The 23,386-nt window shown below is 72.1% G+C and carries 17 protein-coding genes; 11 read left to right on the top strand and 6 right to left on the bottom strand.

What is annotated here, in order from left to right; translation table 11 throughout:
• Nucleotides 1–39 precede the first annotated feature (39 nt).
• The 3 genes from arfB to IPG72_15045 all read right to left on the bottom strand — a co-directional run bounded on the left by arfB (nucleotide 40) and on the right by IPG72_15045 (nucleotide 2,874).
• On the bottom strand, nucleotides 40–504 hold the full coding sequence (gene arfB, locus IPG72_15055; protein MBK6770294.1) for an aminoacyl-tRNA hydrolase: 465 nt from the start codon (nucleotides 502–504) through the stop codon (nucleotides 40–42).
• A 106-nt stretch (nucleotides 505–610) separates the two neighbouring features.
• A complete protein-coding gene (locus tag IPG72_15050; protein MBK6770293.1) occupies nucleotides 611–757 on the bottom strand; it encodes a hypothetical protein in 147 nt (48 codons plus the stop codon).
• Between the two features lie 782 nt (nucleotides 758–1,539).
• Nucleotides 1,540–2,874, bottom strand: coding sequence for a hypothetical protein (locus tag IPG72_15045; GenBank protein MBK6770292.1), 1,335 nt, complete (start codon nucleotides 2,872–2,874; stop codon nucleotides 1,540–1,542).
• A gap of 192 nt (nucleotides 2,875–3,066) precedes the next feature.
• On the opposite strand from IPG72_15045, the gene IPG72_15040 reads away from it, so the two are divergent.
• From IPG72_15040 to IPG72_15030, 3 genes are all read left to right on the top strand, one after another.
• Complete coding sequence (locus tag IPG72_15040) at nucleotides 3,067–3,549, top strand: DUF1579 domain-containing protein (GenBank protein MBK6770291.1); 483 nt, start codon at nucleotides 3,067–3,069, stop codon at nucleotides 3,547–3,549.
• A 57-nt stretch (nucleotides 3,550–3,606) separates the two neighbouring features.
• Nucleotides 3,607–4,071 (top strand): GyrI-like domain-containing protein, encoded by a 465-nt coding sequence (locus IPG72_15035; protein MBK6770290.1) that lies wholly within the window; start codon nucleotides 3,607–3,609, stop codon nucleotides 4,069–4,071.
• Between the two features lie 161 nt (nucleotides 4,072–4,232).
• A complete protein-coding gene (locus IPG72_15030) occupies nucleotides 4,233–4,862 on the top strand; it encodes a carbonic anhydrase (protein ID MBK6770289.1) in 630 nt (209 codons plus the stop codon).
• Here IPG72_15030 and IPG72_15025 read toward each other — a convergent pair whose 3' ends face one another.
• From IPG72_15025 to IPG72_15015, 3 genes are all read right to left on the bottom strand, one after another.
• Complete coding sequence (locus IPG72_15025; GenBank protein MBK6770288.1) at nucleotides 4,863–5,984, bottom strand: hypothetical protein; 1,122 nt, start codon at nucleotides 5,982–5,984, stop codon at nucleotides 4,863–4,865.
• A gap of 141 nt (nucleotides 5,985–6,125) precedes the next feature.
• On the bottom strand, nucleotides 6,126–8,078 hold the full coding sequence (locus IPG72_15020) for a VWA domain-containing protein (GenBank protein ID MBK6770287.1): 1,953 nt from the start codon (nucleotides 8,076–8,078) through the stop codon (nucleotides 6,126–6,128).
• Between the two features lie 220 nt (nucleotides 8,079–8,298).
• Nucleotides 8,299–12,726, bottom strand: coding sequence for a VWA domain-containing protein (locus IPG72_15015; protein ID MBK6770286.1), 4,428 nt, complete (start codon nucleotides 12,724–12,726; stop codon nucleotides 8,299–8,301).
• Between the two features lie 140 nt (nucleotides 12,727–12,866).
• Between IPG72_15015 and IPG72_15010 the strand changes: the two genes are divergently transcribed.
• From IPG72_15010 to IPG72_14975, 8 genes are all read left to right on the top strand, one after another.
• Entirely contained in the window at nucleotides 12,867–13,364 is a 498-nt protein-coding gene (locus IPG72_15010; protein ID MBK6770285.1) for a PH domain-containing protein, read from the top strand.
• Nucleotides 13,348–14,901, top strand: coding sequence for a PH domain-containing protein (locus IPG72_15005; GenBank protein MBK6770284.1), 1,554 nt, complete (start codon nucleotides 13,348–13,350; stop codon nucleotides 14,899–14,901). The genes IPG72_15010 and IPG72_15005 overlap by 17 nt, the downstream gene beginning before the upstream one ends.
• A 110-nt stretch (nucleotides 14,902–15,011) precedes the next feature.
• Nucleotides 15,012–15,668, top strand: a complete 657-nt coding sequence (locus tag IPG72_15000) for a BON domain-containing protein (protein MBK6770283.1) — start codon at nucleotides 15,012–15,014, stop codon at nucleotides 15,666–15,668.
• A 25-nt stretch (nucleotides 15,669–15,693) separates the two neighbouring features.
• On the top strand, nucleotides 15,694–16,209 hold the full coding sequence (locus IPG72_14995; GenBank protein MBK6770282.1) for a flavodoxin: 516 nt from the start codon (nucleotides 15,694–15,696) through the stop codon (nucleotides 16,207–16,209).
• 28 nt (nucleotides 16,210–16,237) lie between these two features.
• Nucleotides 16,238–18,388, top strand: coding sequence for a hypothetical protein (locus IPG72_14990; protein ID MBK6770281.1), 2,151 nt, complete (start codon nucleotides 16,238–16,240; stop codon nucleotides 18,386–18,388).
• Nucleotides 18,388–20,616: a hypothetical protein gene (locus IPG72_14985; protein MBK6770280.1), complete on the top strand. Its 2,229-nt coding sequence runs from the start codon at nucleotides 18,388–18,390 to the stop codon at nucleotides 20,614–20,616. The genes IPG72_14990 and IPG72_14985 overlap by 1 nt, the downstream gene beginning before the upstream one ends.
• Before the next feature lie 73 nt (nucleotides 20,617–20,689).
• On the top strand, nucleotides 20,690–22,792 hold the full coding sequence (locus tag IPG72_14980; GenBank protein MBK6770279.1) for a hypothetical protein: 2,103 nt from the start codon (nucleotides 20,690–20,692) through the stop codon (nucleotides 22,790–22,792).
• Between the two features lie 189 nt (nucleotides 22,793–22,981).
• Nucleotides 22,982–23,338, top strand: a complete 357-nt coding sequence (locus IPG72_14975) for a hypothetical protein (GenBank protein ID MBK6770278.1) — start codon at nucleotides 22,982–22,984, stop codon at nucleotides 23,336–23,338.
• Nucleotides 23,339–23,386: the final 48 nt, after the last annotated feature.

The following is a 23,386-nucleotide window of genomic DNA, read 5'->3' as shown; positions in this document are numbered from 1 at the left end:
GCCGAACGGGGTGGTCCGGGCATGTCCAGTGGCGGGGTCCTAGTCCTCGACCTCGACGTCCCCCGAAAGGCCAACGTCCTCCGGCTCCGGGTCGTGCCGCGCCGCTTTGATGGCCGCGCGGTGATGCTTGTCGTGCAGCCGATCCTCGCGGACGGCTGCGGGCACTTCCGTCTTCCAGCGTGTCCGGTCAGCCGCGATGGCATCGTGGACGAGGTGGATGAAGCGCTCGGTGGCGATCTCTCGGTTCTGGTGCTGGCTGCGCTCGGTCTCGACGGTGATGCGAAGCAGTCCGTCCTCCGTCAAGCGATCCTCGAGGTGCTCCAGCAGCACGAACCGCTGTGCGTCGGAGAGGACGCGCGAGGACTCGACGTTCCAGCGCAACTCGACACGCGTCTCGCTCGCCGCGGCATGGCCGCCGCCGGGTCCGCTCGGCATGCTGAAGCGCCACTCGATCTCGCCGGCGGGGATGGTGAGGGTGTCGTCGATCTTGATGCTCTCGCTCACGGGAACCTCCTTGAAGTTGCGTCCACGATATCGTGCCTCGTGATGCGGCGGAATAGCCAATCGGCCAGTCGTGGCCTAGCCGACAGGCCCGTCGTCGAGTCGAACCTTACGGACTCATGGCACATGCTGCCAACCCGTCGGCCGGCGTCCGCGCCCGAAGGTGGCCGGAGGTGCGATCCAGGAGTTCGCGATCCGTGGTGACGAGGTCGGCGTTCAGGCGCGCGGACAGCGCGGCATCGGGCGCGTACGTCACGCGCCGACCCTGTCAGGGGATCGCCATCGGCGGCCAGCGCCTCCGGCAGCGATTCGATCTCCAACCTCAGCGTCGCGCGCAGCGTGGGTTCGCTCATCCCGCACCGCTTCGTCGAATCGGCTCGTGCCAGCCGGACACCGCAAGGTTCCTCTGGCAAGTACGCATGTGGACTGGGGCAGAGTCCTATGGGGATCTTTGCGGATTGCCCATTAGGACTTTGCCAAGATCACAAGGGCAATCGCGCCAGATCACTGGGGAACTTGGGCGGAGTCCCTCGCGGGTGCAAGCGATCGTCCGGCGCGGAGAGCCGCACCGATCACGCCAACGCCAACGGCCTTGCGTGGAGGATCTCCGCACCGGCAAGACGGCGGACGTCGTCCGGCTGTAGCGTCAGCACGGCAACGGTGTCTCCCACCGGCGCACGGCGCCAACGTTAGCACGAATCCCAATGGCCCTGACCGCACGTTCCCGCGCCGCCAAAAGCGTATCGTTGCTGCGTTGCCCGATCATCCCATGCCTTGACAGCGACACCGCCTCTGCTCGGAGCCAACCCCATGCCCACCCTCATCCTCCTCGGCGAGGACGGCGCCCACTTCACGGACGACGGGAACGCGTTCTTGGCAGCGCGCGTGGTGGCGGCGATCATTGCGGGGGTCGGGTGATCGTCCCGATCGTCCGCCGCTGCGGCGACTTCCGCCAGCGCACGATCTACCACTACGGGTTCCACCGCCGCAAAAAACGCGGCGATCCGCCCGATGCTCGGGCACACGCTGAACGGCCGGTCAGCTGCGCTCGATGTTCGGAACGAAGATCCGCCGCTGCGGCGCTGCCGTCGGGTTCGGCGGCCGGTCGGGCGTCGCGCTCGGCGTCCGGCGCGGGAACGGCGTGCCATCCGGGGTGGGCGTCCGGCTCGGCGTGGGTGTCCGGGTGGGCTCGGGCGGGATGAAGCCCGTCGGGCGCACGGGATCGATCCTCGGGCAGTCGATGTGTCCGGGGGCGCGCGGTTGGACGCACAATTCGATCGAGGCGCCCGGCCCGCGCTCCAGGCTCAGATTCAGGCGCAGGCGATCGGTCGCGAGATCGATCTTGACGAAAGACGTCGGGTACAGGGCACGATAGACGGCGTTCACTTCGAACGTGGCCGCGTGGCCCTCGGCTGGTACGGTCCAATGAACGTCGCGTACGCCGACCTCGGCCATGGGCACGGCGGACAGCGGCGCAATCGCGGACGCGTTCGACAACAGCGATGCGGTCCACTGGATCAGCGGTGCCTGGATCAGCGCCAGCGCCCGGTTGACCTCCACGGCGATGGTCCGATCCGACCCCTGCGTGTCCCGGATGATGATGGCCCCGCCGGGCTCCTGGCCTGCCAGCCGCAACATCCAACCGCTGTCCGACAGGTCGATGAGCACGCTGTGCCCGACGAACTCGCGGGCAGACGCGATCGCGGCCGCAAGGTCCTGAACGACGTCGTCGACGCCTGCCGCGGGCGGCCGCCCGTCGATGACGACGAGCAGCGGACGGTAGGTCGGACCCAACGCGCGAAAGAGCGTGTTCGTGCGGGCCAGCGTGTCCGCCCACGCCCGGGCTGTCCCGCCCGGCCGTACGTCCAACGCGCGCAGGTCTGCCTCGAGGGCCGCGCGCTGGTCGGGCGTGACGACCCATGTGGGCACCGTTGTGTCATCGCCGACCACCAGGCGGGCGATCGGACCCGCGTTCGCCTCCGCCAAGGCGTCGAGGATCGCCGCCATGCTCGCGCGCATCCCGGGTCCGTTGCCCAGCGGCACACCGCCGACGACGAACAGCGCCGCGCTGGACGTGAGGAAGTTGGGACAGACGATCTGGCTCCGGGCGGTGATCGTGAAGACCTCACCGACGCGCGGTTCGCGGGTCGATGTCCGAATGCTGGCCCCGCTGCTGCAACGCGGCAGGACGCCGTTGACCCCGCCCGGTGGCGAGGTGGCGGTGGGCCGCCGTGTACGCGTCGGTGTTGTCGCCGTTTCGTCCTGCCGCGAGCGCCCAGCTTCCGCGGCGGGCGGGCGCGCCAGCAAGGGCGCACCGGCGATGAACAGGATGGCGCAGGCAGCGGTGATGTGGGCTGCGGTGTGACGGGACATCGTCGCCAGTATAACCGGATTGGCCAACGAGTCGCGGGTCACTTTCCAGTGCCAGCGCGTCACCTGTCGTGGGAGACCGACGGGCCTTGCGGTGCGCGGCATCGCTTGACGGATGAACATCCGTTCTATACACTCTCGCGCGGCCATTCCGAGCACGTTGCCCGATACCAACACCATGGAGGTGATTAGGTCATGCGCGTGGAAGCGTTGAAGGAACACGACTGGCTCCGGCAGCTCGTCGGCGAGTGGACGTACTCGTTCGAGGCATACGCCGAGCCGGGCCAGCCGCCGACGATCCACACCGGAACCCAATCCATACGGCCACTGGGCGACATCTGGATCCAGAGCGAGGGGCGGGGCGAGTTTGCGGACGGCGCCACCGACCTGAGCCAGATGACGCTCGGCTATGATCCGGTGAAGCAACGGTTCGTCGGCACGTACGTCGGATCGATGATGACGCACCTGTGGGTGTACGAGGGCACGCTGGACGCGGCGAGCCACACGCTGTCGCTCGATTGCGAGGGGCCCGGGATGACGCCCGATGCGAAGATGGCGAAGTACATCGACGCCATCGAGTTGAAGAGCGCCGACCACTGGGTGCTGACGAGCAGCGTGCTCGGTGAGGACGGGCAGTGGACGACGTTCATGACGGGGCACCACCTCCGCGTGAAGTGATCGTGCCGCACATCCGGTTGTTGCCACCCCAAGCCACCCTTTCCAGGAGGACCTCCCATGATCGACAAGCCCCAGATCACCCAGACCACCGCTCAGCCGGCGGCCGTCATCCGCCTCACGATTCCGCGCGCCGAGATCCAAGAAGTCATGGGTCCCGGCATCGGCGAGGTGATTGCCGCCGCCGTCGCGCAGGGCATCGGCCCGGCCGGACCGGTGTACAGCCACCACTTCCGAATGGACGCCGACACTTTCGACTTCGAGATCGGCGTGCCCGTCACGGCCCCGGTCACCCCGACGGGCCGCGTGACGGCGGGCGAATTGCCCGCTGCGAAGGTGGCGCGGACGGTCTACCACGGCGGCTACGAAGGCATCGGTGAAGCGTGGGGTGAGTTCGGGGCATGGCTCGAAGCCGAAGGTCTTGCGCCGGCCCCGAACCTATGGGAGAGTTACGTGGCGGGTCCGGAGTCGAGCCCCGACCCGGCAAACTGGCGAACGGAGCTCAACTGGCCGCTCGTCGGCTGAGTCTACGGCGGCACCCAGTCCACTCTCCGAGGTCAGTCCTTCGCGCAAGCGAGTCGTCGTGATCGAGAGCCGGCCGGCCGCAACCTTACATGCGCATCGGCAGACCGAGGGTATGATTCCGACCGGCGATCGATCCGCGGTTCGGTTGAGGTGACGGTGCCATGATCCCAGCCAAGGAAGCGCTCGAACGCCTGCGGGACGGCAATCGGCGCTTCGTGTCGGACACGCGTCGCGCGGAACCGCTCACCAGCCAGGCGCGTCGCCTCGCGCTGGCGGCGGGCCAGGAACCGTTCGCCGTCCTGTTGGGCTGCTCGGACTCGCGCGTGCCCGCGGAGATCGTCTTCGATCAGGGCCTGGGTGACCTGTTCGTCATTCGGGTTGCGGGCAACATCGTCGCCCCGTCCCAGATCGGCAGCGTGGAGTTCGCCGTCGAGCAGTTCGGCACGCGGTTGGTGGTCGTGCTCGGCCACTCGAAGTGCGGCGCCATCCTCGCCACGATCGATGAGCTCCAGCGTCCTGCCCGGGAGCAGTCACGCAACATGCGTTCGATCGTCGACCGCATCCGCCCGTCGGTGGAGACGCTGTTGGCGATGGACCTGCGCCACGATCCGGATGCCCTCGTTCAGCAAGCGATCCGGGCCAACATCCGCGTGTCCACCCACCAGTTGAGGCATGGATCGGACGTGCTCGAGCACTGGATCCAACGCGACGGCCTCGTCGTCGTCGGGGCCGAGTACTCGTTGGAAACCGGGATCGTGGACTTCTTCGATGGGGTGCCGGACGCGGGCTGATCACCGATCGGCGTGCGGAAGCCAGATCCGCCACCGCGCATCGATGTCCGGCGGGCGGGTCGGTGGCGGCGCCGGTGTGGCTGTCCCCGGCCGTGTGCCCGGGGTGGGCGGGACGGATGAAGGCGGCGCCTCGGGCTCCGGGCAGCGATCGGGCGCCTCGGGTGCGGCGGGGCGGATGCACAGCAACGCGGGTATCACCGGGCCGAACTCCTCCGCGCCTCCCTGGCGCACGAACCTGGGCTGGAACAGCAGCCGGGTGGGGCCGACGATGTCGAGGGCGCGGAACGCGCCCGTTGCCGTGACGGCGATGCTGTGGCCGGCCAGCGGTGCGTGCCACGTGATCCGGCCGGACACCGTGATGTCGGCCTCGTGATCCGCCGCCACCGGCTGGAAAGTGCCCGCCGTCAGCTCCTGCATCGTGCCGGTCCAAGACGCGAGCGGGGCGTGAAATGTCGCCAGGGCGCTCCCCATGGCCGTTTCAACCGCGGCGCCGGTCGTGTGGACGAGCAGCACTTGGTTCTCGGATCCCGAGCCGATCGCGTCGATGACCGGACGAAGCCACTGGGCCGCGCCGACGTCGAAGAGCACGCTGTGCCCGGCCCCGTCGCGCGTGCTGCGGACGGCGCGGGCCACCGCCGCAGCGGCGGCCGCTTCTGCGTCCGCATTGCCGCCGGCCACGAGGAAGCCGTCGATGACGACCAGCATCGGGCCTCTTGTCGGGGGAACCGCAAGCACGATCCGTTCGGCGGCGGCCATCGTGGCCGTCCAGTCCTCGGCGGATCGTGCCGGCGACTCGACAAGCCGGCGCGCGTCGCGCGCCAATGCGGCGAACTGCCCTTCCGTGGTCGACCAGCCCACAGGCCGGACGTTGCGGTCGACAACGAGCAGCTGCGCGCTCGAGCCGCCGGCCTTCGCCACGGTGTCGACGAACGCCCCCAGGCTGTTGCGGACCGGCTGCACGGCGTGCGCCGGCAGCCCGCCGACGACGATGAGGATGGCGCGTGATGACAGAAGCTGGGGACAATGGGCCCGAAACGACGCCGTGAACGTGAGGACCTCACCGACCCGCACCGCCGTTGTCGACGGGATCACGTCGGCGACGACGGCGCACGTGGGGGGCACCCCGAACATCATGGGCGGCCCTGGCCGCAGCGTGGTGGCGGCGCGCGCCCGGGGCGCGTGGGGGGATGGCGCGGACATGCCGACGGCCGCCAGTACCGCGGCTGCGGCGAACGCCGCGACCCCCGCCCGTGCCGCCATGCGCTACGGCGCCTGTGGCCAGAACAGCGGGCAAGGCAGCAGGTCCGCGATCGCGGCGTAGATCTGCTCCAAGTCCGCTGCGTCCGGGCTCAGGAAGGAGTGGTCCGCGCCGCTGGCGATGTCGCGCAGCGCATCGACGTCGAGGTCGTTCCCGATGCCCACGGTGTAGATGACGATCCCATCGGCCTTGGCGCGTTGGGCGCTGGCGACGGCCTCGGACACCGGCCGCGGGTTCGAGCGACCGTCCGTCAGCAGGATCATCGTCCGCGACCGGCCCGGGGCGCCGCCGGAGCTGAGCGCCGCTTCGCCCGTCTCGATGGCGCACGGGATGCACGTCAGCGTGGCGGGAACGATCCCGTTCAGGGCGGCGTCGAGCGCGGCGCGGTTCTGCGTGAGCGGCTGCAGGAGATGGGCCTGCGCGTTGAAGGCGACGATCGCCGCGCGGTCGGCACCGGTGGCCATGTGAAGCTGGTCGAGGAACGATTGTGCGGCGGCCACCGCGGCGGCGAGCTTCGTGCGACCACCGCCGGTCGTCTCGAGCATGCTCGTCGAGGCATCGATGACGAGGACGATGTCGGCGGCGCGGCGCTCCGGGTCGCAGCGCTCGTTGAGCGAGATCGGCAGGTATACCGGCTTCGGACGCGGCGTCGGGGTGGCCGTCGAGGTCGGGGTGAGCGTCGAGGTCGGCGTTGCCGAAGGCGTGAACGTGGCGGTCGGCGGAACGGTGGGCGTCTCGGTCGGCGGCGGCTCGGTGGGGGTGACGCACGGCTCGTAGACATCGACGGACGCCGGGGGGATGACGACCTGCCGGTCCTTGCCGTTGCCGTCGAGGATGTCGGTGACACCGGTGACGGTGTAGCGGCCCGTCGCGTTGGGGGCGATGCGGTAGCGGACGTCGTGCGGGCCGTCGACGCCGAGCTTGTCCCACACCCATTGCAGGCTCGTCCCGGCCTCGGTCACGTCGACCACGGACGGCGTCGGGGCGGCGGAGTTCAGCACGTAGCTCAGCTCGGGCGGGAGCTGCTGCTTGATCGTGATGTTCCGCAGCAGGTTCGGCTCGTGCAGGCGATCGAGCTCGCCGTCGAACGCGCCGGGGAGGGCGCCGCGGAACGGGGGCTGGGCGAAGTACCGCTTGTTGGAGAGCATGCGCACCGTGCCCTCGCAGTCCGAGATCGCGGTCGACGGGCAGCCGACGAACAACGCGTCGACATTGCGCTCGATGTCGCGCCCGGCGCCGATCGCATTCAGAGCGTTCTCCTCCAAGCTGAACCCGGCGCACGATCCGAGCGTGCTCTCGTTGAAGAGGAGCACGAAGTCGCACGTCTTGTCGTCGTCGCCCAGGTTCGAATCCTTGCGCACGTCGCGCAGCATCCGCGTGATGAGCGCCGGCACCGTCCGCAGGTTGCCGAGGTACGGATAGCAGAAGCACACCGGCGCCAGGCAGTTGTTCGTTCCCGTCCCGAACCTCATCGCCCCCTTGGCTGTCCGGAGGTTGTCCGTGAGCGCCTGCGCCGTCCGCGCGCCGCGCGAGTCGTAGTGGATCACGGCCACACGGACGGTGGAGTCCGGATTCCGCTCGTTGAATCGCTCGAGCCGGTCCACGACGGCCTGTGCTTCCGCCTGCATCCAGAGCGGCTCGTGGGCGAACTCCTGCATGACGACGATCAGGTTTACACCGGCTGGGCAGACCGGGCAGATCGCCTCGGCTTGCAGCTGGATCTCCGCCTCCTCGCACGTCCGCAGCGTTGGCGTGATCACCGTCGACAGCGTCGTGCCCTGGCACGAGCTCGTGTTGCCGCGCGGCGAGCTCTGCGACGTCGGGAGCGGCGTCGCGTTCGGCGCATTCTGGCCGGCGACCGGGGCGACGGATGGGCGGAGCGCGCCGAGAAGGACAGCGCCGAGCGTGAGCGCCAACAGAACGACCCGCGAACGCGCGGGCACAAGTGTCGTGATCATGGGATCCCTTTGGCCGGGGCCACATCGCTGTGCACTCGAGCCCGAGTGGGGAGGGCGGCTCGACGACGGCGCTGCGGCGCGCAAATCGGGTTCGGCAGACCATCGCCTGGCCGAGGGGAGGACGTCAGGCTAGGCGGATGCGCGCGAAATGTCAACAGCCACCCCGGAATCGGCAGGGTTTGCCGGCCGTCGAGCGCGTCCACCACGGACTGCCATTGGGTCAGCGACAGACGATGCCGCTTGCCACGGCCCGGTAGATCGCCGCCAGCTCGTCCGGTCCCGGCGCCAGGTGGACGCGCGTCTCGTCCCCGGTCACCTCGCCGAGGACGTCGGCCAGCACGTCCTCGCCCAGCCCGATCGCCCAAAGGCCCGCACCTGCCGCCGCCCGCGCCCGCTCGGCGGCGGCGCGCACGGCGTCTTCGGTCCCGCCCTGCGGCCGGCCGTCCGTCAGCAGGACGATCGCCCGGTCGGCGCCGATCCGCGCACGCGGGCCGGTCAGCTCGGCCGCGGCAGCGTCGAGGCCGAGGTCGAGCCGGGTGCCGGGCGCGGTCGACAGGCCGTCGAGGGCGCGGACGACGGCGCCGCGGCTCGTCGTCAGCGGGCGGTCAAGGCGGGCGGTCTCGTCGAAGCCGACGACGGCGGCCCGGTCGGCGGACGGGCGGAGGTCGAGCTGATCGACGAAGACGATGGCGGCATCCTTGGCTGCGATCAGCTTGTCGCCCTCCATCGACGACGACGTGTCGACGAGCAGCACGACGTCGACCGGCCGGGGCTGCGGCTTGCACGCGGCGCGCAGCGCGAACGGGAGGAAGGCCAACGCCGGTCCGTCGCGCGTCGGGCGTGCCGTCGGCGTGGGCGCGGGCGTCGGCGTGTCCGTCGGGCCAGGGGTTGGCGACGGGCCGGCGGTGGGGGGCAGGGCGGTCGGCTCGTCCGTCGGCGTGGCCGTCGGCGGGCCGAGGACTTCGACGAATGGGACCGGGAAGACGACGTGGGCCGCGTGGCCGTGGCCGTCCGTGCCGTCGGCGACGGCGTCGAGGTTGGTGGCGTGACGGCCGGGCTCGAGCGGGCGAAGGGTGTAGGTCAGGTCGGGCGCGCCGCCGAGCGGGATGTCGGTGAGCGTCCAGCGCAGGACGGCGTCGGGGCGCGCGCCGTCGGGCAGCAACTCGGCGGGCGGGTTGACCGACCCGGCGACGAGGGCCATGTTCGCCGGGATCCGGTCGACGATGACAAGACGGCGGGCCAGGACGCGCGCGGCGATCGTCCGGCCGATCTGGCTGAAGACCGGCACGAGGTCGGCCGGCGCCGCCGCCGGGCGGTAGCGGTCGGCCGGGTACGCCAGCGCCGCCAGCAGCGCCTCGTCGGGCGGGTGGCCGCCGCCGAAGCTGTCCTGGCCGACGCCGCTCGTCCAGATCTCGACGCCGCGGTCGCGCAGCTGCCCGGCCTCCCACCGCGCCAGCTCGCGCTCGCCCTGCGGCGGGATCGGGAAGAGCGGATTGCGGTCCGCTTCCCACAGCGCCTGCTCGGTTGGGGTGAACGGCGGCTCGAACGTGTCCGGTTCCTGCGCCAGGATCGCCAGGATCCGCGGCGTGTCGAACAGGCTGGGCGAGAGGAGGACGACGGCCTTGCCGGCGTCGGCGCGCCCCGCCGCGCCGAACAGCGCTTCGCGCGCCGCGCGCAGCCCGTCGCTCATCCGGCCGTCCGTCGTGCAGGCGTACGGCCAGAGGAACGTGCCGATGTGCGGCTTGGACATCCGCGCGTTGAAGCACGCCGCGTTCATGTGGCAGTCGACGGTGAAGGCCTTGGCGAAAGTCCTGATCACCTCGCGGTCCGTCGTAAACGGTACGACGACGCGCGCGTCACCGACACCGTCGTTGAACGTCACGATCCCGATCCTGTCGTTCGACAGCACCATCGCGTCCGCCAAGCCGGCGAGGGCCAAGCGCGCCAACCGCAGCCGGTCGCCGCCCATCTGGCAGCTGGCGTCCAGCGCGATGACGACGTCCTTGGCGGTGTGGGCGGTTCCGCAGTCGCCGATCAGGCTGAGCGTGACGTCCGTCGTCCCGCCGAGCGCGAGGCGGGCCGGGTCGGCGCTCTTGGCGGGCTCGAAGCGGCACGGCCCGCCGGCGAGCGCGGGCGGCGGCGTCGCCTCGGCGCTCGGCGCGTCGGGCTGCAGGACGACGATGCGGTCCGATGCGCCGTCCGGCACGAGGACGCGGTCGTCCGGTGCCACGGCGGCGTCGCGGTAGCGGCCGGGGCCGGCGATATCGGCGATGCGGACAGCCGCGATCAGCGCGGCGCGCGGCGGGCGGGTGGCGGTCGGGGTCGGCGGGATCGTCGAGCGGGGGGTCGGCGTGGCGCGGGGCGTGCCGCGGGGGGTGCGGGTGGGCGTGGCGGTCGGGACGGGCGGGCGGTCGTCGTGCGGCGCGAACTTCATGACCCAGCCGTCGCCGGTGAGCACGACGAGGCTGCCGTCGGGGCCGATGCCGAGGGACTCGGCCGTGCGGCCGCCAAGGCCCTCCAACGCCTGCGCGCCGCGCTCCCGGCCGCGAGCGTCGTAGTGGCGGACCGTGCCGTCGCGCGACAGGGCCCAGAGATCACCGCGCACGTCGTACGCCACGTCGGCCCAGGCGCGGAACGGATCGGTGCGGGCGCCAAGGCGGATGTCGCCGCTCTGCAGCACTTGATCCGGGCCGCGCGGCCGGCCGCCGCCGGCGGGCGTCGGGGCGTCCGGCGGCAGGACCCACAGCGTCCGGATGGCCACCCGCTGCTCCGCCGCGTTCAGGACGGCCACGCTGTAGTTGTGCGGTGCGTTCACGCGGCCCTCGGGGCGCACCGCCTGGCCGATCGTCCCGCCGCCGGCCGCGAGGGCGATGTTCCACCACGCGTCGGCCGGGATGCACGGGCCGTCGGGCACGAGCGGGCGCCACGGGATCGGCAGCGACCGGCGGCACTCGTTCGTGCGGTCGCGGCGGATCATCTGGGCGGCCGTGAGGATGTTCACCGGCCGCGGCGGGCAGACATCGTCCCCCGAGCCCGAGAAGCAGCGCAGGGAGGACAACTGGATCTGGTTGCCGGTGAGCACGGCCGTCACCTGCGGCAGCCCGAGGCTGGCGGCGATGTCGATTCCCCGGCCGCCGACGAACGGGCGCGACGTGTCGTACCACAGGCCCGTGCTCTTCCAGGCATGCGTCTCATCCGTGCTGTCGCTTACCCGGGCGTAGTACGGATCGTCCGCGGCGGCGATCCGGTCGGGGTCGGTCGCGTGGCGCCGCTGGGCGCCGTCGTAGTCGCGGCACTGGCGGGGCCAGACCGTGACGTTCTGATCGCCCGCGCGGGTGATCCCGCCGCGGTCGGGCGGCGCGCCCGGCCCGCCGCGCAGGGCGGGGTAGACGATCACGCGGTCCGGCCAGCGCGTCGACGGCGCGTACGTGACGGCCAGCCCGACGCCGGGGCGCAGGTCAAGCCGCTGGATGCCCTCGTGGTTGCCGGCCTCGACCTGCCGGCGGTAGCAGCCCATCGCCCGCGGGTTCTGCGGCCCGCACGCGCCGGGCGTGCACGGCGCGACGATCACCTCGGCCACCGGCGGCACGGCCTCGGCGAACTCGAGGTCGGCCGCGACGCCGGCGCCGGGCGGAACGGTCGGCGTCGGGCGCGGTGTCGCGGTCGGGACGGGCGTGCGGGTGCGGGCGTTCGTCGGCAGCGGCGGCGCCGCGGTGCGCGTCGCTGGCGGTGGCGGGACGATGCGGAAGCGGAGGATCGCGCGGTCGACCGCTGCGTACACGTCGCCGTTCGCGTCGACGTCGACGTCCTGCGGCGCACCGCCGGGCGAGGCTCGGTTGTCGAGGTCGAGCGAGCCGACGGGGGCGCCTTCCGGCCCCTCGGACCCATCGGCGTCGAGCCACTGCAGGCGCTGGTTGCCGTGGTCGGCGACGACGAGGTCGCCGTCCGGCGCGACGGCCAGACCGAGGGGCGTGTCGAACGCGCCGGGCCCGCGGCCCGGGCGGCCCCAGGCGGCCAGGCGGATGCCGGCTGGGTCGAAGACGAGGATCCGCATCCCCTCCGCGTCGCTGACATACACGCGGCCGTCCGCCACGGGCTCGTTGTCCGCGCCGACCCCCGGCCCGAGGGCGATGCCGCGCGGCAGCCCGACATCATCCCACTGGGCGACGCCGTTGCCGGCGGCGTCGATCACCTGCACGCGGCGGTTGCCGGTGTCGGCCACGTAGAAGAGGTCGCCCGCCCCGGTCACGGCGACGTCCTCGGGCGCCACGAACCGCCCCGGCACGTCGCCCCGGCCGCCGATGCGCTTCGCCGACTCGTTCGGCAGGAACCCCTCGCCGTTCGTGCGGGACCAGGTCAGGCGGTGGTTGCCGGCCTCGGCGACGGCGAGGCGGCCGGTCGCGTCGAACGCGATGCCCGCCGGGTGGAACAGGCGGTTGCCGGACGGAACCTCGGGCTCCCAAACGGCGGCGAGGCTGAAGCCGTCGGGCAGCGGCGTGGCCGGGGCAGCGAGCGAGGCGGTGGCGGTCGACGTGGCCGCGGTCTGTGCGATGACCCGCCGCCCAGGCAGCGCGTCGAGCCGCGCGAGGGCAGCCGCGCCAGCGGCGGCGATCACGAGGCAGGCAGAGGCGGCGAGGCGGGGGCGCATCGGATGGATTGACGCGGGGGGACGGCAGGGGTTACGGTGAGGCGCAACCGTCGATGTCGGTGGACCGTAGGGATGGCGGTTCGATCATGCGTGTTCCGCCGCCCGCCCTGCATCTCGACCGCATCCCAAGGAGCCGCTGGATGGACGATTCAATCGCCGACGGCACCGAGCGCGGCACGAGCCCGCGCCACGTCACCGTCGAACGGATCGTCGGCGGGATCGTCGGCGCGTGCGTGCTCGGCGGCACCGCGGTCGGGGCGATGATCCTTCGGATCGCGATCGAGCCGCCATGGGAGTGGACCGCGAGCCTGCCCGTCCTGGCCGCGCTTCCATTCGTCGCCTTCACGCAGTGGTGGCCCGCCTACAGCCATCCCTTCACGCGCTGGCGGTTGGACGGCGCCGCGCTGCGGATTCGACGCGGCGTGCTATGGCGGCAGGAGATCGATGTGCCGCTGTCGCGCGTGCAGCACACGGATGTGGTGCAAGGGCCGGTTGAGCGGCGGTTCGGCGTCGCCAAGCTCGTCGTCCACACGGCCGGCACGGTCGATGCGACGGTCGAGCTTGGCGGGCTGGAGGTCGCGATCGCTCGGGCGGTCCGCGACCACCTGGTGCGGGGGGACGATGACGACGCCGTTTGAGCCGGTGGTGGGCGGCGACGAGGCTGTCGGGCGGCTCCACCCGCTGTCGATCGTCTTCCTGGCGGGCCGCACGATCCGCAACGCCGTGCTGGCGACGGCGGCCGGCGCGTTCGCCGGGGAGTTGGGATGGCTGTGGTGGCTCGTGCCGTTCTTCGGGATGTCGCTCACTGCCGAGATCGTCGGCTACGCGCGCTATCGCTACCGAATGGCGCCGGACGAGCTGATCATCGAGGAGGGGCTTCTCTCGCGCAGCGTGCGAACGATCCCATATGCCCGGATTCAGAACGTCGATACCGCGCAGAACGTGCTCCATCGGCTGCTCGGCGTCGCCGAGGTGCGGATCGAGACCGCCAGCGGCCAGGGCGCCGAGGCGACGATGCGGGTGCTCGGGCTCGGCGAGGTCGAGGCGCTGCGGCGGTTCGTGTTGGCGCGGCGCGGGGGGGCTCCGATCGACGTTCAACCGGCGCAGCCTGCACCCATCGTCCAACTCGGCCCGGTCGAGGTCATCGCCCACGGGCTGACGCGGAATCAGCGGGCGGCGCTGTTCTTTGCGGTGATCGGTATCGGCTGGAACGTGCTCGAGTTGGCCGGCGCCGGCAACGATTGGTGGGACCGGTTCGCGCCGTCGAACGTCATCGGCTGGTACGGCCAGCTGTTCCGGCTCGATGAACTGGGGCTGGTGTGGCTGGCGGTCGCGGCGGGCATCGCCTTATTGGCGGCGCTCGTCGCGGTCCTCACCGTGATCGGCGCGCTCTGGACGGCGGCGCAGCTCTGGCGCTTCACGCTGACGCGCGACGGCGACGACCTGCGGGCGCGCTATGGCCTCTTTACCCGGCACGTGGCGACGATCCCGCGGTTCCGGATCCAGAGCGTGGCGATCTGGGACTCGCCGTTCTACCGCTGGCTGGACCGCATCGCGGTCAGCGTCGAGACGGCGGGCGGCGGCAAGCCGGGCGAGGGTGAAGCGTCCGGCAAGCGAACGTGGCTCGCGCCGATCTGGCCGCGCGACCAGCTCGACGTCCTGTTGGCCGAGGTCCAGCCCGGGTTCGACATCGGCGCGCTGGCGTGGCGGGGCGTGCACCCGGGCGCGGCGGGGCGAATGCGCCGCCGCGGTTGGATCGTGGCCGCCCTCGTCGCAATCGGGCTGGTCGCGATCGGATCGGCCCCCGTGCCGTTCGCCCGCTGGCTTGGGCCGGCGGCGCTCGTCGTGCTCGGCGGCTGGACGTTGTTGGACGCGCCGCGCACGGCGGCGGGGCTCGGCTGGGCGCTGACGGACGATGTCTTCGCGGTCCGGAACGGCTGGATTCGGCGCACGGTGGCTTTCGCCCGCCTGGGCAAGATCCAGTCCGTCTCGCTCCACGCCTCGCCATTCGATCGCCGCGCCGGCATGGCGTCCGTGCGGATCGACACCGCCGGCCGCACGGATGGCGAGCACGCGCTGGTCATCCCTTTTCTGGCGCGCGGCGATGCCGAGGCCCTGCGAGACGTGCTGACGGCTGCGGCGGCGCGTCTCGTGGTGGCCGAGGCCCGCGCTTGAGGCTTTGGTCCGCGGCGCGGTATACTCGCTCGCCGGTCGCCGACTCCCGACCGACAGCTCATATCCCCGACCGCCCACATCCGGCCGACCAAACGTCAGGAACCAAGGCTATGGCCCCCGCGCTCCCGTCCGCCCATGAGATCGAACACCCCAGCGAACATGTCGTGCAGGGCTTGGAAACGGCGGTGGAGGGGGCTCTCTGGTCATACGGTCCGATCCGGCAGTCCAACGCGCGTGTCGAAGTGCATGCCGAGGGCGACGTCGTCTACCTGGACGGCAACATCCGCGGGGCGATGCTCAAGGCGGTGGCCAGCGAGATCGCAGGCAAGGTGCCGGGCGTCGGCCGCCTCGTGAACCGCTTGGTGTCGGACACGGACGTCGAGCACGAGATCGCGATGCAGCTGGCGATGGACGAGACGCTTGACCTGACGACGGACCATATCGCCGTCAAGTGCCTTCTCGGCAAGGTGTACCTCGGCGGACTGATCTTCGCCGACACGCTCGCCGCGGCCGAGTCGATGAAGAACCGGGCCGAGTCGCTGATCGGGGCGATGCCGGGCGTGCGCGAGGTCGTCAGCACGGTGTCGGCGATCGAGGGCAGCCCGGACAGCTTTGCGGCGCCGGCCGACAGCGGCCCGGTCGCCGCCGCGGCGCCCAAGGCGGACGCGCCGCGCGGAATGGGCGGGCTGATCCCCGAGGACCGCAAGGCCAAGATTCGAGCGATGATCGCGGCGCGTGCGCAGGCACGTGCGGCGCGCACGGGGTAGACTGAAGCATGAGGGTAGGCGAACCATGAAGATCGGCGTCTTTTACGGCAGCACGACGGGCAACACCGGCGCGGCGGCGCAGGCCATCAAGGAAGAGTTCGACAAGAAGCAGCCGGGGATGGTCGAGCTGCACGACGTCAAGACGGCCGACCTCAAGACGATGGAAGGCTACGATCTGATCATGATCGGCTGCCCGACGTGGAACGTCGGCGAGCTCCAGGAGGACTGGAAGGCCCAGTTCCCGAGCCTGCCGAACGTGAACTTCGGCGGCAAGAAGGTGGCGATCTTCGGCGTCGGCGACGCGAACGGCTACATCAACAACTTCATGGATGCGCTCGGCATCCTGGGCGATGTCGTCGTCCAGAAGGGCGGCGAGCTGTACGGCTTCTGGCCGACGGACGACTACAACTTCGTCCAAAGCGAGGGCGTCGTCGACGGCCACTTCGTCGGCCTCGCCCTCGACGACGACAACGAGAGCCACAAGTCGCGCCCGCGGGTCAATGCATGGTGCCAGCAGCTGATGGCGGAGTTGGGACTCTAGTCGCCGCGCGCGGCGTCGACAGCGCGCGATGCCCGATCCCGCCCCTGCACCGCCCGTCGCCCGCCGCGAGGCTCTGCCCCTCGAGCTGCTGACGCTCGCAGTCCTCACGCTGGCCGCCGCCGCCGCCCGCTTCGCATTCCTCGGCAGCGTCCCGCCCGGGCTGCACGTCGACGAGGCGTTCAACATCCTCGACGCCCGTGCCGTGATCGACGGCTGGCGGCCGATCTTCCTGCCCGCCAACGCCGGCCGCGACGTTCTGTACACCTACCTGCAAGCGCCGCTTCTAGCCCTGATCGGCGACCGCCTCGGCGTGGCGCGCTCGGCCAGCGCGCTCGTCGGGTCCTTGACGGTGCCGCTGGTGTGGTGGATGGTCCGATCGATCGGGCCGGGCACCGACGCGAGCGACGGAACCAACGTCGATGCCCGGCGCGTCCGCCGCACGGCCCTCACCGCCGCCGCGCTGCTGGCCGCCACGTACTGGCACCTCCACTTCAGCCGCTTCGGCATCCGCGCGATCCTCCTGCCCGCGCTCGTCGCCGTGCTGCTGGCGCGGTGGTCGCGCGCCGCGACGGCCGACGAGCCGCACGCGCGGCGGCGCGCGGCGATGGACAGCGGCTTCGTCCTCGGCCTGGCCGCCTACGCCCACCCGGCCGGCCGCGCCCTCATCGCCCTGCCGGCGGCGCACGCGCTCTGGCGTACAGCGCGGCGTCGCGATGGCACCGCCTTGCGGACGCTCGGCATCGCGGCGGCCGTCGGCGCCCTCATCGCGTTGCCGCTCGTTGTCCAGTGGCTGGCCCATCCGTGGCAGGCGACGGGGCACGCGGTCGAGGTCTCGATCCTGGGCGGTGGTCTGGCCGCCGTCGCCGACAACGCCGCCCGCGTCGCCGGCATGTTCAACGTGGCGGGCGACGCCGCGATGTGGCGCAACGTGCCCGGGCGGCCGGCGTTCGAATTCGTCAGCGGCGCCGCGTTCCTGATCGGCCTTGCGCTTGCGGTCCGACAGGCCATGCGGGGTCGGGACTGGGCGGTGCTGGCCGTCATCGCCCTCGTCGGCCTCGTGCTGCCCTCCGTTCTGACGGACGGCGCACCGAACTTCTCACGGGCGATCGGGGTGCTGCCGGTGGCTGCCTGGCTGGCGGCGGTCGGCGCCGTCGCCGTCGGCGATGCCGTCGGCGGCGGCCTGCACGCCGCCCTTGCCCGCCGCGGTGCGCCGTCGATGCGGCTTGTCCGCCTCGCCTCGTGGATCCCTGTCCTCGTTCCAACGCTCGTCGTCGCCGGCACCGCCGGGTCGACCGCCCGCGCCTACCGCGCCTGGGCGGTCGACCCAGTCACGCGGATCGCGTTCGACGCCGACATCGAGGCGTTCGCGCGCTGGGTCGACGGCCTGCCGGCCGCGCCGGCCGTGTTCACATCGCCGCTCACCGCCGACCATGCCACCTACCGCGCCGCAGCGGCCCGCCCGGCGATGGGCATCGACGTGCGGCACGGCCTCGTCGTGCCCGTGCCGGCCGACGCGGACGGGCGGGGCGAGGCGCGCTACGTCGACCTCGCGCGTTTGCCGTGGACGGCCGAGCAGGGGGCGTCCCTGGCAGGCTGGTCGGCCGTCGGGTTGCCGAACGTCCGCCTGACGACCCGCGTCGGCGCGCTGTCCGAACCGCCGGCCGACGTCGGGGCGCTGCGCGGCGCGGTCGTGGGCATCGATATCGGGCGGGCCGTGCGCCGCTCGCCGCAGCCGGCGCGCTGGGACGACGCGATCACGTTCCTCGATGTCGCGCTGCCGACGCGGATCGCCGCCGGCAGCAGCGTGACGGCGACGATCGCCTGGCTGGCCGGCGGGCGGACCACGCCGAGCTTGAGCACGGCCGTCCAGCTGAACACCATCGGGGGCGACGGGATCGCGAACGGGGATGGCCTGCCGGCGGGCGGGAGCTACCCGACGGATCGCTGGCGTCAGGGCGAGGTCGTCCTCAGCCGCCATCGGCTCAACGTGCCGGCCGATGCGCAGGTCGGATCGGCCGTCCTCCGTCTCGGCTGGTACGCGTTGGCCTATCCCGACGGTCCGGCCGCCGCGCCGCACGTGAACCCGATCACCGACGACCGCGGCCGGCAGATGGTCGTCGTGGCGTCCACGACGATCGTCCCTCCTGCGGCGCCCGAATCACCCGTGGGCGGCGGCTGATGCGGCGCCGTCTGGTGCCGCTGGGGATCGTGCTCGGCGCGGCTGCGCTGCGGCTGTGGCGCCTCGGCGCCGTGCCGCCTGGTTTTCAGTTCGACGAAGCCCACAACGCGATCGACGCCGCGCGCATCGTCCACGGCGCCCGCCCGCTCTTCCTGCCCGAAAACGGGGGCCGTGAGGCGCTCCTCTCCTACGCCCATGCCCTGCTCCTCGGCGGACTCGGTCTGGACCACCCCGTCCTCGCCCTGCGCCTCACGAGCGCGTTCATCGGTGTCCTCACCGTTGCCGCCGTCCTCGTGGGCATCGGCCGCTGGACGGGCGATCGGGGGCTCGGCCGGCTGGCCGGCGCGTCGCTGGCGGTGATGTACGCCCATGTTCACTTCAGCCGGTACGGGATCCGGACGATCGTGGCGCCGTTGTGGGCGATGATCGTGGTGGGGGTCTGGTGGGGTGTGGTGGGGGGGGTGGGGGACATGCCGGCGGCGGGGGGCGGGGGGCGGGCGAAAGTTGGGAAACGCGTTGGGGGGATGGGGACGGAGGCGGGCGGGCACGGGGGCCTGCCCCTACGGGGCGTGGCGTGGGGGGGGGCGGTCGTCGTGGGTGTCGGGCTGGCCGCCGCCGCGTGGTCCCATCCCACCGGCCGCCTGCTGCCGCTGATCCTCGTCGGGCACGTGCTGTGGCGCGCGGTGGTGACGCGCGGTCGGTCGGTGCGCGGCGACGTGCAGGCCCTTGGGATCGCCGGGGCGACGGCAGTCGTGTTGTTCGCGCCCGTCGGCCTCTACTTCCTGCGGCATCCCGAGCAGTTCACGGGGCATGCCAGCGATGTCGGGCTGGCGGCCGTCGCGGCGGCGCATCACGGCGGCAATCTCGTGGCGGCGCTCGGGGCGCAGCTGGCGGCGGTGGCCGGCGCCTTCTTCGTGGCCGGCGACCCGTCGACGTTCCACAACCTGCCCTACCGGCCGCTCCTCGACCCGGTGACCGGGCTGGCATTCGTCATCGGCGTCGGGATCGCGGCCGGCGCGCTGATCGGGCGCGGGCGGTGGGCGGCGCGGTGGCGCGAGCACGCCGTGCTCGGTGCGTTCTGGCTCGTCGTCGGGCTTGTCCCGACGGTGCTGTCCGACCGCGCACCGAACTTCTCGCGCTCGACGGCGGCGCTGCCGGTCATCGCGTTGCTCGTCGCGCTCGGGTTGCGGGCGATCGCGCGGCGGGTGCCGCCCGCCGCGGCTCGCGACCGCGCGCGCGCCGGCGCGATCGCGGCCGTGATCGCCCTGTCCGCCGCCTTTACCGCGCACGACTATTTCCGCACGTTCGCCCGCGACCCGCAGGTCTACTACAGCTACGACGTCGAGAAGCTCGATGCCCTGGCCGCGCTGCGCGCCCGCGCCGCGGAAGCGTCCGTCTACCTGGCGCCGGTCTGGGCCACGCACGCCACGATCGACTACCTGAACCGCGCGGCCGTTGAAGCAGCCGTCGATGAAGCCACCGCCGACTTCATGGAGTATGTCGACGACCCCGCCTATGCCGGGCGGATCATCGATGCGTCGGGCGAGAAAGGGTCGTCGGGTGAAGGGAGCGCGACGACGCGCATCGGCCAGCTCGACGCCCGCCGTACGATCGTCTATCCCGACGACGGGCGCGACGTCGTCGTGGCGATGCCGGCGCGCGAGGCCGAGAAGACGGGGTGGGCGGAGGAGGTGCGCGGCTTCCTTGGGGACGCGCCAGCGACTTCCGAACGGGTTGACGACGCGCAAGGCAACCCGCTGCTCGAGCTGCTCCGCGTCCCGGCGGCGGCCTTCGGCGACCTCGCCCCACCGACCGACGCGCCGCTCGAGCCCGTCATCTGGACGCAGCTGCGCTTCGGCGGGGCGATCGAGCTCGTCGGGTACACGGCGGGTGCGGCACGGCCCGGCGAAGCGCTGCCGCTGACCCTCGTCTGGCGCGCCCTCGAGCCGACGCCCGCCAACCTGACGGTCTTCGTCCACCTCCTCGGACCCGGCGATATCAACTGGGGCCAGGACGACCGCGAGCCGGGCCAAGCCAGCTACCGCACGATGGATTGGCAGGGCGGCGAGGTGATCATCGACGCGTACCGACCCGTGCTCGACGCCGCCGCCGCCGGCGCGGTCCGGCTGTGCCTGGGCTGGTACGACGGGGCAACCGGTGCGCGCCTCACGACGACGGACGGGCAAGACGCGTTCTGCCCGCGGCCGATCGCGATCGAGGGGCGGTAGGGTTGGCGGCCGGAATGGTGAGGCCGTGACCGCGCAGCCTGGGCGTGCTTTGCCTGGGCGCGCCGGGGTTCGGATGTCGTCGTGGTCCGGCGCCGAGGTGATTGCCCTCACTGCAATCGTCGCCGTCGCCCTCGCCCTGCGCCTGTGGCGCCTCGGCGCCGTTCCGCCCGGCCTGCACGTCGACGAGGCGCACAACGGCGTCGACGCGCTGGCGATCCTGCGCGGGGCGCGGCCGTTGTACCTGGCGGGCAACAACGGGCGCGAGGCGCTGCTCAGCTACATGCAGGCGGTGACCGTGGGCCTGTGGGGTCCGACGCCATGGGCGCTCCGCCTGGCATCGGCACTGGCCGGCACGGCCGCCGTCGGCGTCGCCTACGGCCTCGCCCGCGCGCTGCCGACGGCCCGCCCGCGCCTCGTCGCGGCGGCGACGGCGGTGCTCATGGCGGTGTCGGTCTGGCCGCTGCATTTCAGCCGGATCGGCATCCGCGGGATCCTGATGCCGCTGCTGGGGGGTGCGTTCGCGTGGGCGTTGTGGCGGGCGGCGTCGACGGCTTCGGCGAACGAGCCGACAGGTCGTCGACCGCAACCATGGCCCCGCTTCGCCCTCGCCGGCGCGATCCTCGGCGCGGCGTTGTATGCCCACCCCGCGGCGCGACTGATGCCGCTCGTGCCTGTCCTCGTCCTCGGCGGGCAGGCGCTGACGGCGTGGCGGCGCGGCGACGTTGCCCGGGCGCGCTCGCGGCTCGCCGGACTGGCGACGTTGGCGGCGACCGCCGCCGTCGTGTCCGCGCCGCTCGTCGCGTACGCCCTCACGCATCGCGAGCTGTTCTTCGGCCACAGCGTCAGCGTGTCGGTTCTCGAGGCCGACAACCGGTCCGGCGGCTTGGCCCGGCGGGTGACGCTCAGCGCGCTGCGAACGTTCCGGGCGTTCTTCTGGGACGGCAGCGACTCGTGGTACCACAACGTCAAGGGCCGGCCGGTGTTCGATGGGGTCACGGCGGTCATGGCCGTCGTCGGGGCCGGCGTCCTGGCATCGGGTGCCCGCGGATCGCGCGCTTCGACGCGGCCCGACGGCGGCGCCCTCGCCGGGTTCGTCGCCGTTTGGCTGATCGTACTGGCCCTGCCGGCGGTCTTGACCGGCGGCGCGCCGAACTTCTCGCGCAGTGTCGGACTCATGCCCATCGCCTTCGTCGTGCCGGCGCTCGGCTACTGTGCCGCCGCCCGGATGCTGGCGGCGACGTTGACGAAGGCCTCACGACGGCGCGCCGATGCACCGATCGACATCGCGATCGCGCGCCGGGGCGATGTCGGCCGGTCGCCGGCGCTGCTGCTGGCGGTCCTGCTGATCCCTGCCGGCGCGTCGACGCTGGTCGACTACTTTGGCCGCTACGCGTATGCGCCCGAGGCCGCCGAGGCATTTGGCGCGTCCACGCGGGCGAAAGCCGACGCGCTGCGGGCGCTCGCCGGGGCCGGGACCGGCCGCGTCTTCCCGTCGCGGGTCATCCTCGAGCGCTCGGTGTACCGCTTCCTGCTCGACGGTGTCGACGTCACGCCGATCGACGCGACCGGCGGCCTCGTTGTGCCGGCGGTCGGCCACGCCTGGCTGGCCTTCGATGCCGACGTCGAAGGCGACGCGCTGCAGGCCGTGCTCGAGCGCTGGCCGCGGCTGCGGCTGGCCGAATCGCGCGCCGCAGCCGGCTGGCGGACGCTGCGGATCGACGCCGTGCCCGAGGAGACCGGCAACGTCGTTGCAGCCGACACCGCGTTCGACGGGCTGACGCTTCTGGCCGTTGCGGGCGGCCCGTCGTGCGACGCGCTGCCGCCGGTGGACGATCTGCTGTGCAGCGACGACGCCGCGTCGATCGACCTTGCCCTGCGCTGGCGCGCCGCTGCCGCACCCGGCCGCGACTGGACCGCCTTCGCCCACCTCGTCGCCGCCGACGGCCGCACCATCGCCCAGCACGACGGCGTGCCGCTGGCGGGCTCGCTGCCGACCTCGCGCTGGCAGGCGGGCGATACCGTGATCGACCGCTACGTCCTGCGCCTGCCCGACGATGTCCCACCCGGACGCTTCCGCCTGCACGTCGGCTGGTACGATGCCGGGACGGGGGAGCGGCTGGGGCTGCCGGGGGACACGGATGGGGCGGCGGATGTTGCGGCGGTCGAGGTGCGGTGAGCCGTCGGGTGAGCCGTCGGGCGGTACGTTGAAGGCGGCCCGGCGGCCACGGGTTCACTTGGCCATCTGGCCGTTGCGACCGAATCAAGACCGCGGCACAATCCCAACGTGCCGTGACGGGCGTACCCTAATCGCCACACGCCTCGCCGTTGCCGGCGACGCTTCGAATCCTTGAGGAGGAACCATCAAATGACGGAAGCATCCCTGACCCGAAGGACGTTCATCCACCGCGTGGGCGTATGGACGGCGCTGGCCGCATCGTCCGGCCTGGCGCTGCAGGCCTGCGGCGGCGACGACGGCGTGGACGGCGAGAAGTCGGCCGCGAGCGTGAAGTGCGATGATGTCTCGGCGCTCGACGATGCACAGAAGGCGCAGCGGACGGCGCTGGGGTACGTGGAGAAGTCGGTTCAGGAGGGCAAGTCGTGCACCACTTGCCAGCAGAACGTGGCCGCGGCTGACCCAGCTGCATGTGGCACGTGCAAGGTCGTACCGGGGTCCATCAACCCGGGCGGCTACTGCAACGTCTGGGTGCAGAAGACGACCTAGCACACCACCACGGGATACGCTCGGGGTTGCCGCCAGAGTGCGGAACCC

Origin of the sequence: Candidatus Avedoeria danica (assembly GCA_016703025.1) — a bacterium.
Classification (GTDB): Bacteria; Chloroflexota; Anaerolineae; order Epilineales; family Epilineaceae; genus Avedoeria; species Avedoeria danica.
The sequence above is the reverse complement of the archived record's forward strand: the minus strand, read 5'-3'. Positions and strand labels throughout refer to the sequence as shown.

What these genes read in the sequence shown, in the direction of transcription:
- IPG72_15045 (MBK6770292.1), bottom strand. Translation starts at nt 2,874, where the DNA reads ATGTCCCGTCACACCGCAGCCCACATCACCGCTGCCTGCGCCATCCTG.
- IPG72_15040 (MBK6770291.1), top strand. Translation starts at nt 3,067, where the DNA reads ATGCGCGTGGAAGCGTTGAAGGAACACGACTGGCTCCGGCAGCTCGTC.
- IPG72_15035 (MBK6770290.1), top strand. Translation starts at nt 3,607, where the DNA reads ATGATCGACAAGCCCCAGATCACCCAGACCACCGCTCAGCCGGCGGCC.
- IPG72_15030 (MBK6770289.1), top strand. Translation starts at nt 4,233, where the DNA reads ATGATCCCAGCCAAGGAAGCGCTCGAACGCCTGCGGGACGGCAATCGG.
- IPG72_15020 (MBK6770287.1), bottom strand. Translation starts at nt 8,078, where the DNA reads ATGATCACGACACTTGTGCCCGCGCGTTCGCGGGTCGTTCTGTTGGCG.
- IPG72_15015 (MBK6770286.1), bottom strand. Translation starts at nt 12,726, where the DNA reads ATGCGCCCCCGCCTCGCCGCCTCTGCCTGCCTCGTGATCGCCGCCGCT.
- IPG72_15010 (MBK6770285.1), top strand. Translation starts at nt 12,867, where the DNA reads ATGGACGATTCAATCGCCGACGGCACCGAGCGCGGCACGAGCCCGCGC.
- IPG72_15005 (MBK6770284.1), top strand. Translation starts at nt 13,348, where the DNA reads ATGACGACGCCGTTTGAGCCGGTGGTGGGCGGCGACGAGGCTGTCGGG.
- IPG72_15000 (MBK6770283.1), top strand. Translation starts at nt 15,012, where the DNA reads ATGGCCCCCGCGCTCCCGTCCGCCCATGAGATCGAACACCCCAGCGAA.
- IPG72_14995 (MBK6770282.1), top strand. Translation starts at nt 15,694, where the DNA reads ATGAAGATCGGCGTCTTTTACGGCAGCACGACGGGCAACACCGGCGCG.
- IPG72_14990 (MBK6770281.1), top strand. Translation starts at nt 16,238, where the DNA reads ATGCCCGATCCCGCCCCTGCACCGCCCGTCGCCCGCCGCGAGGCTCTG.
- IPG72_14985 (MBK6770280.1), top strand. Translation starts at nt 18,388, where the DNA reads ATGCGGCGCCGTCTGGTGCCGCTGGGGATCGTGCTCGGCGCGGCTGCG.
- IPG72_14980 (MBK6770279.1), top strand. Translation starts at nt 20,690, where the DNA reads ATGTCGTCGTGGTCCGGCGCCGAGGTGATTGCCCTCACTGCAATCGTC.
- IPG72_14975 (MBK6770278.1), top strand. Translation starts at nt 22,982, where the DNA reads ATGACGGAAGCATCCCTGACCCGAAGGACGTTCATCCACCGCGTGGGC.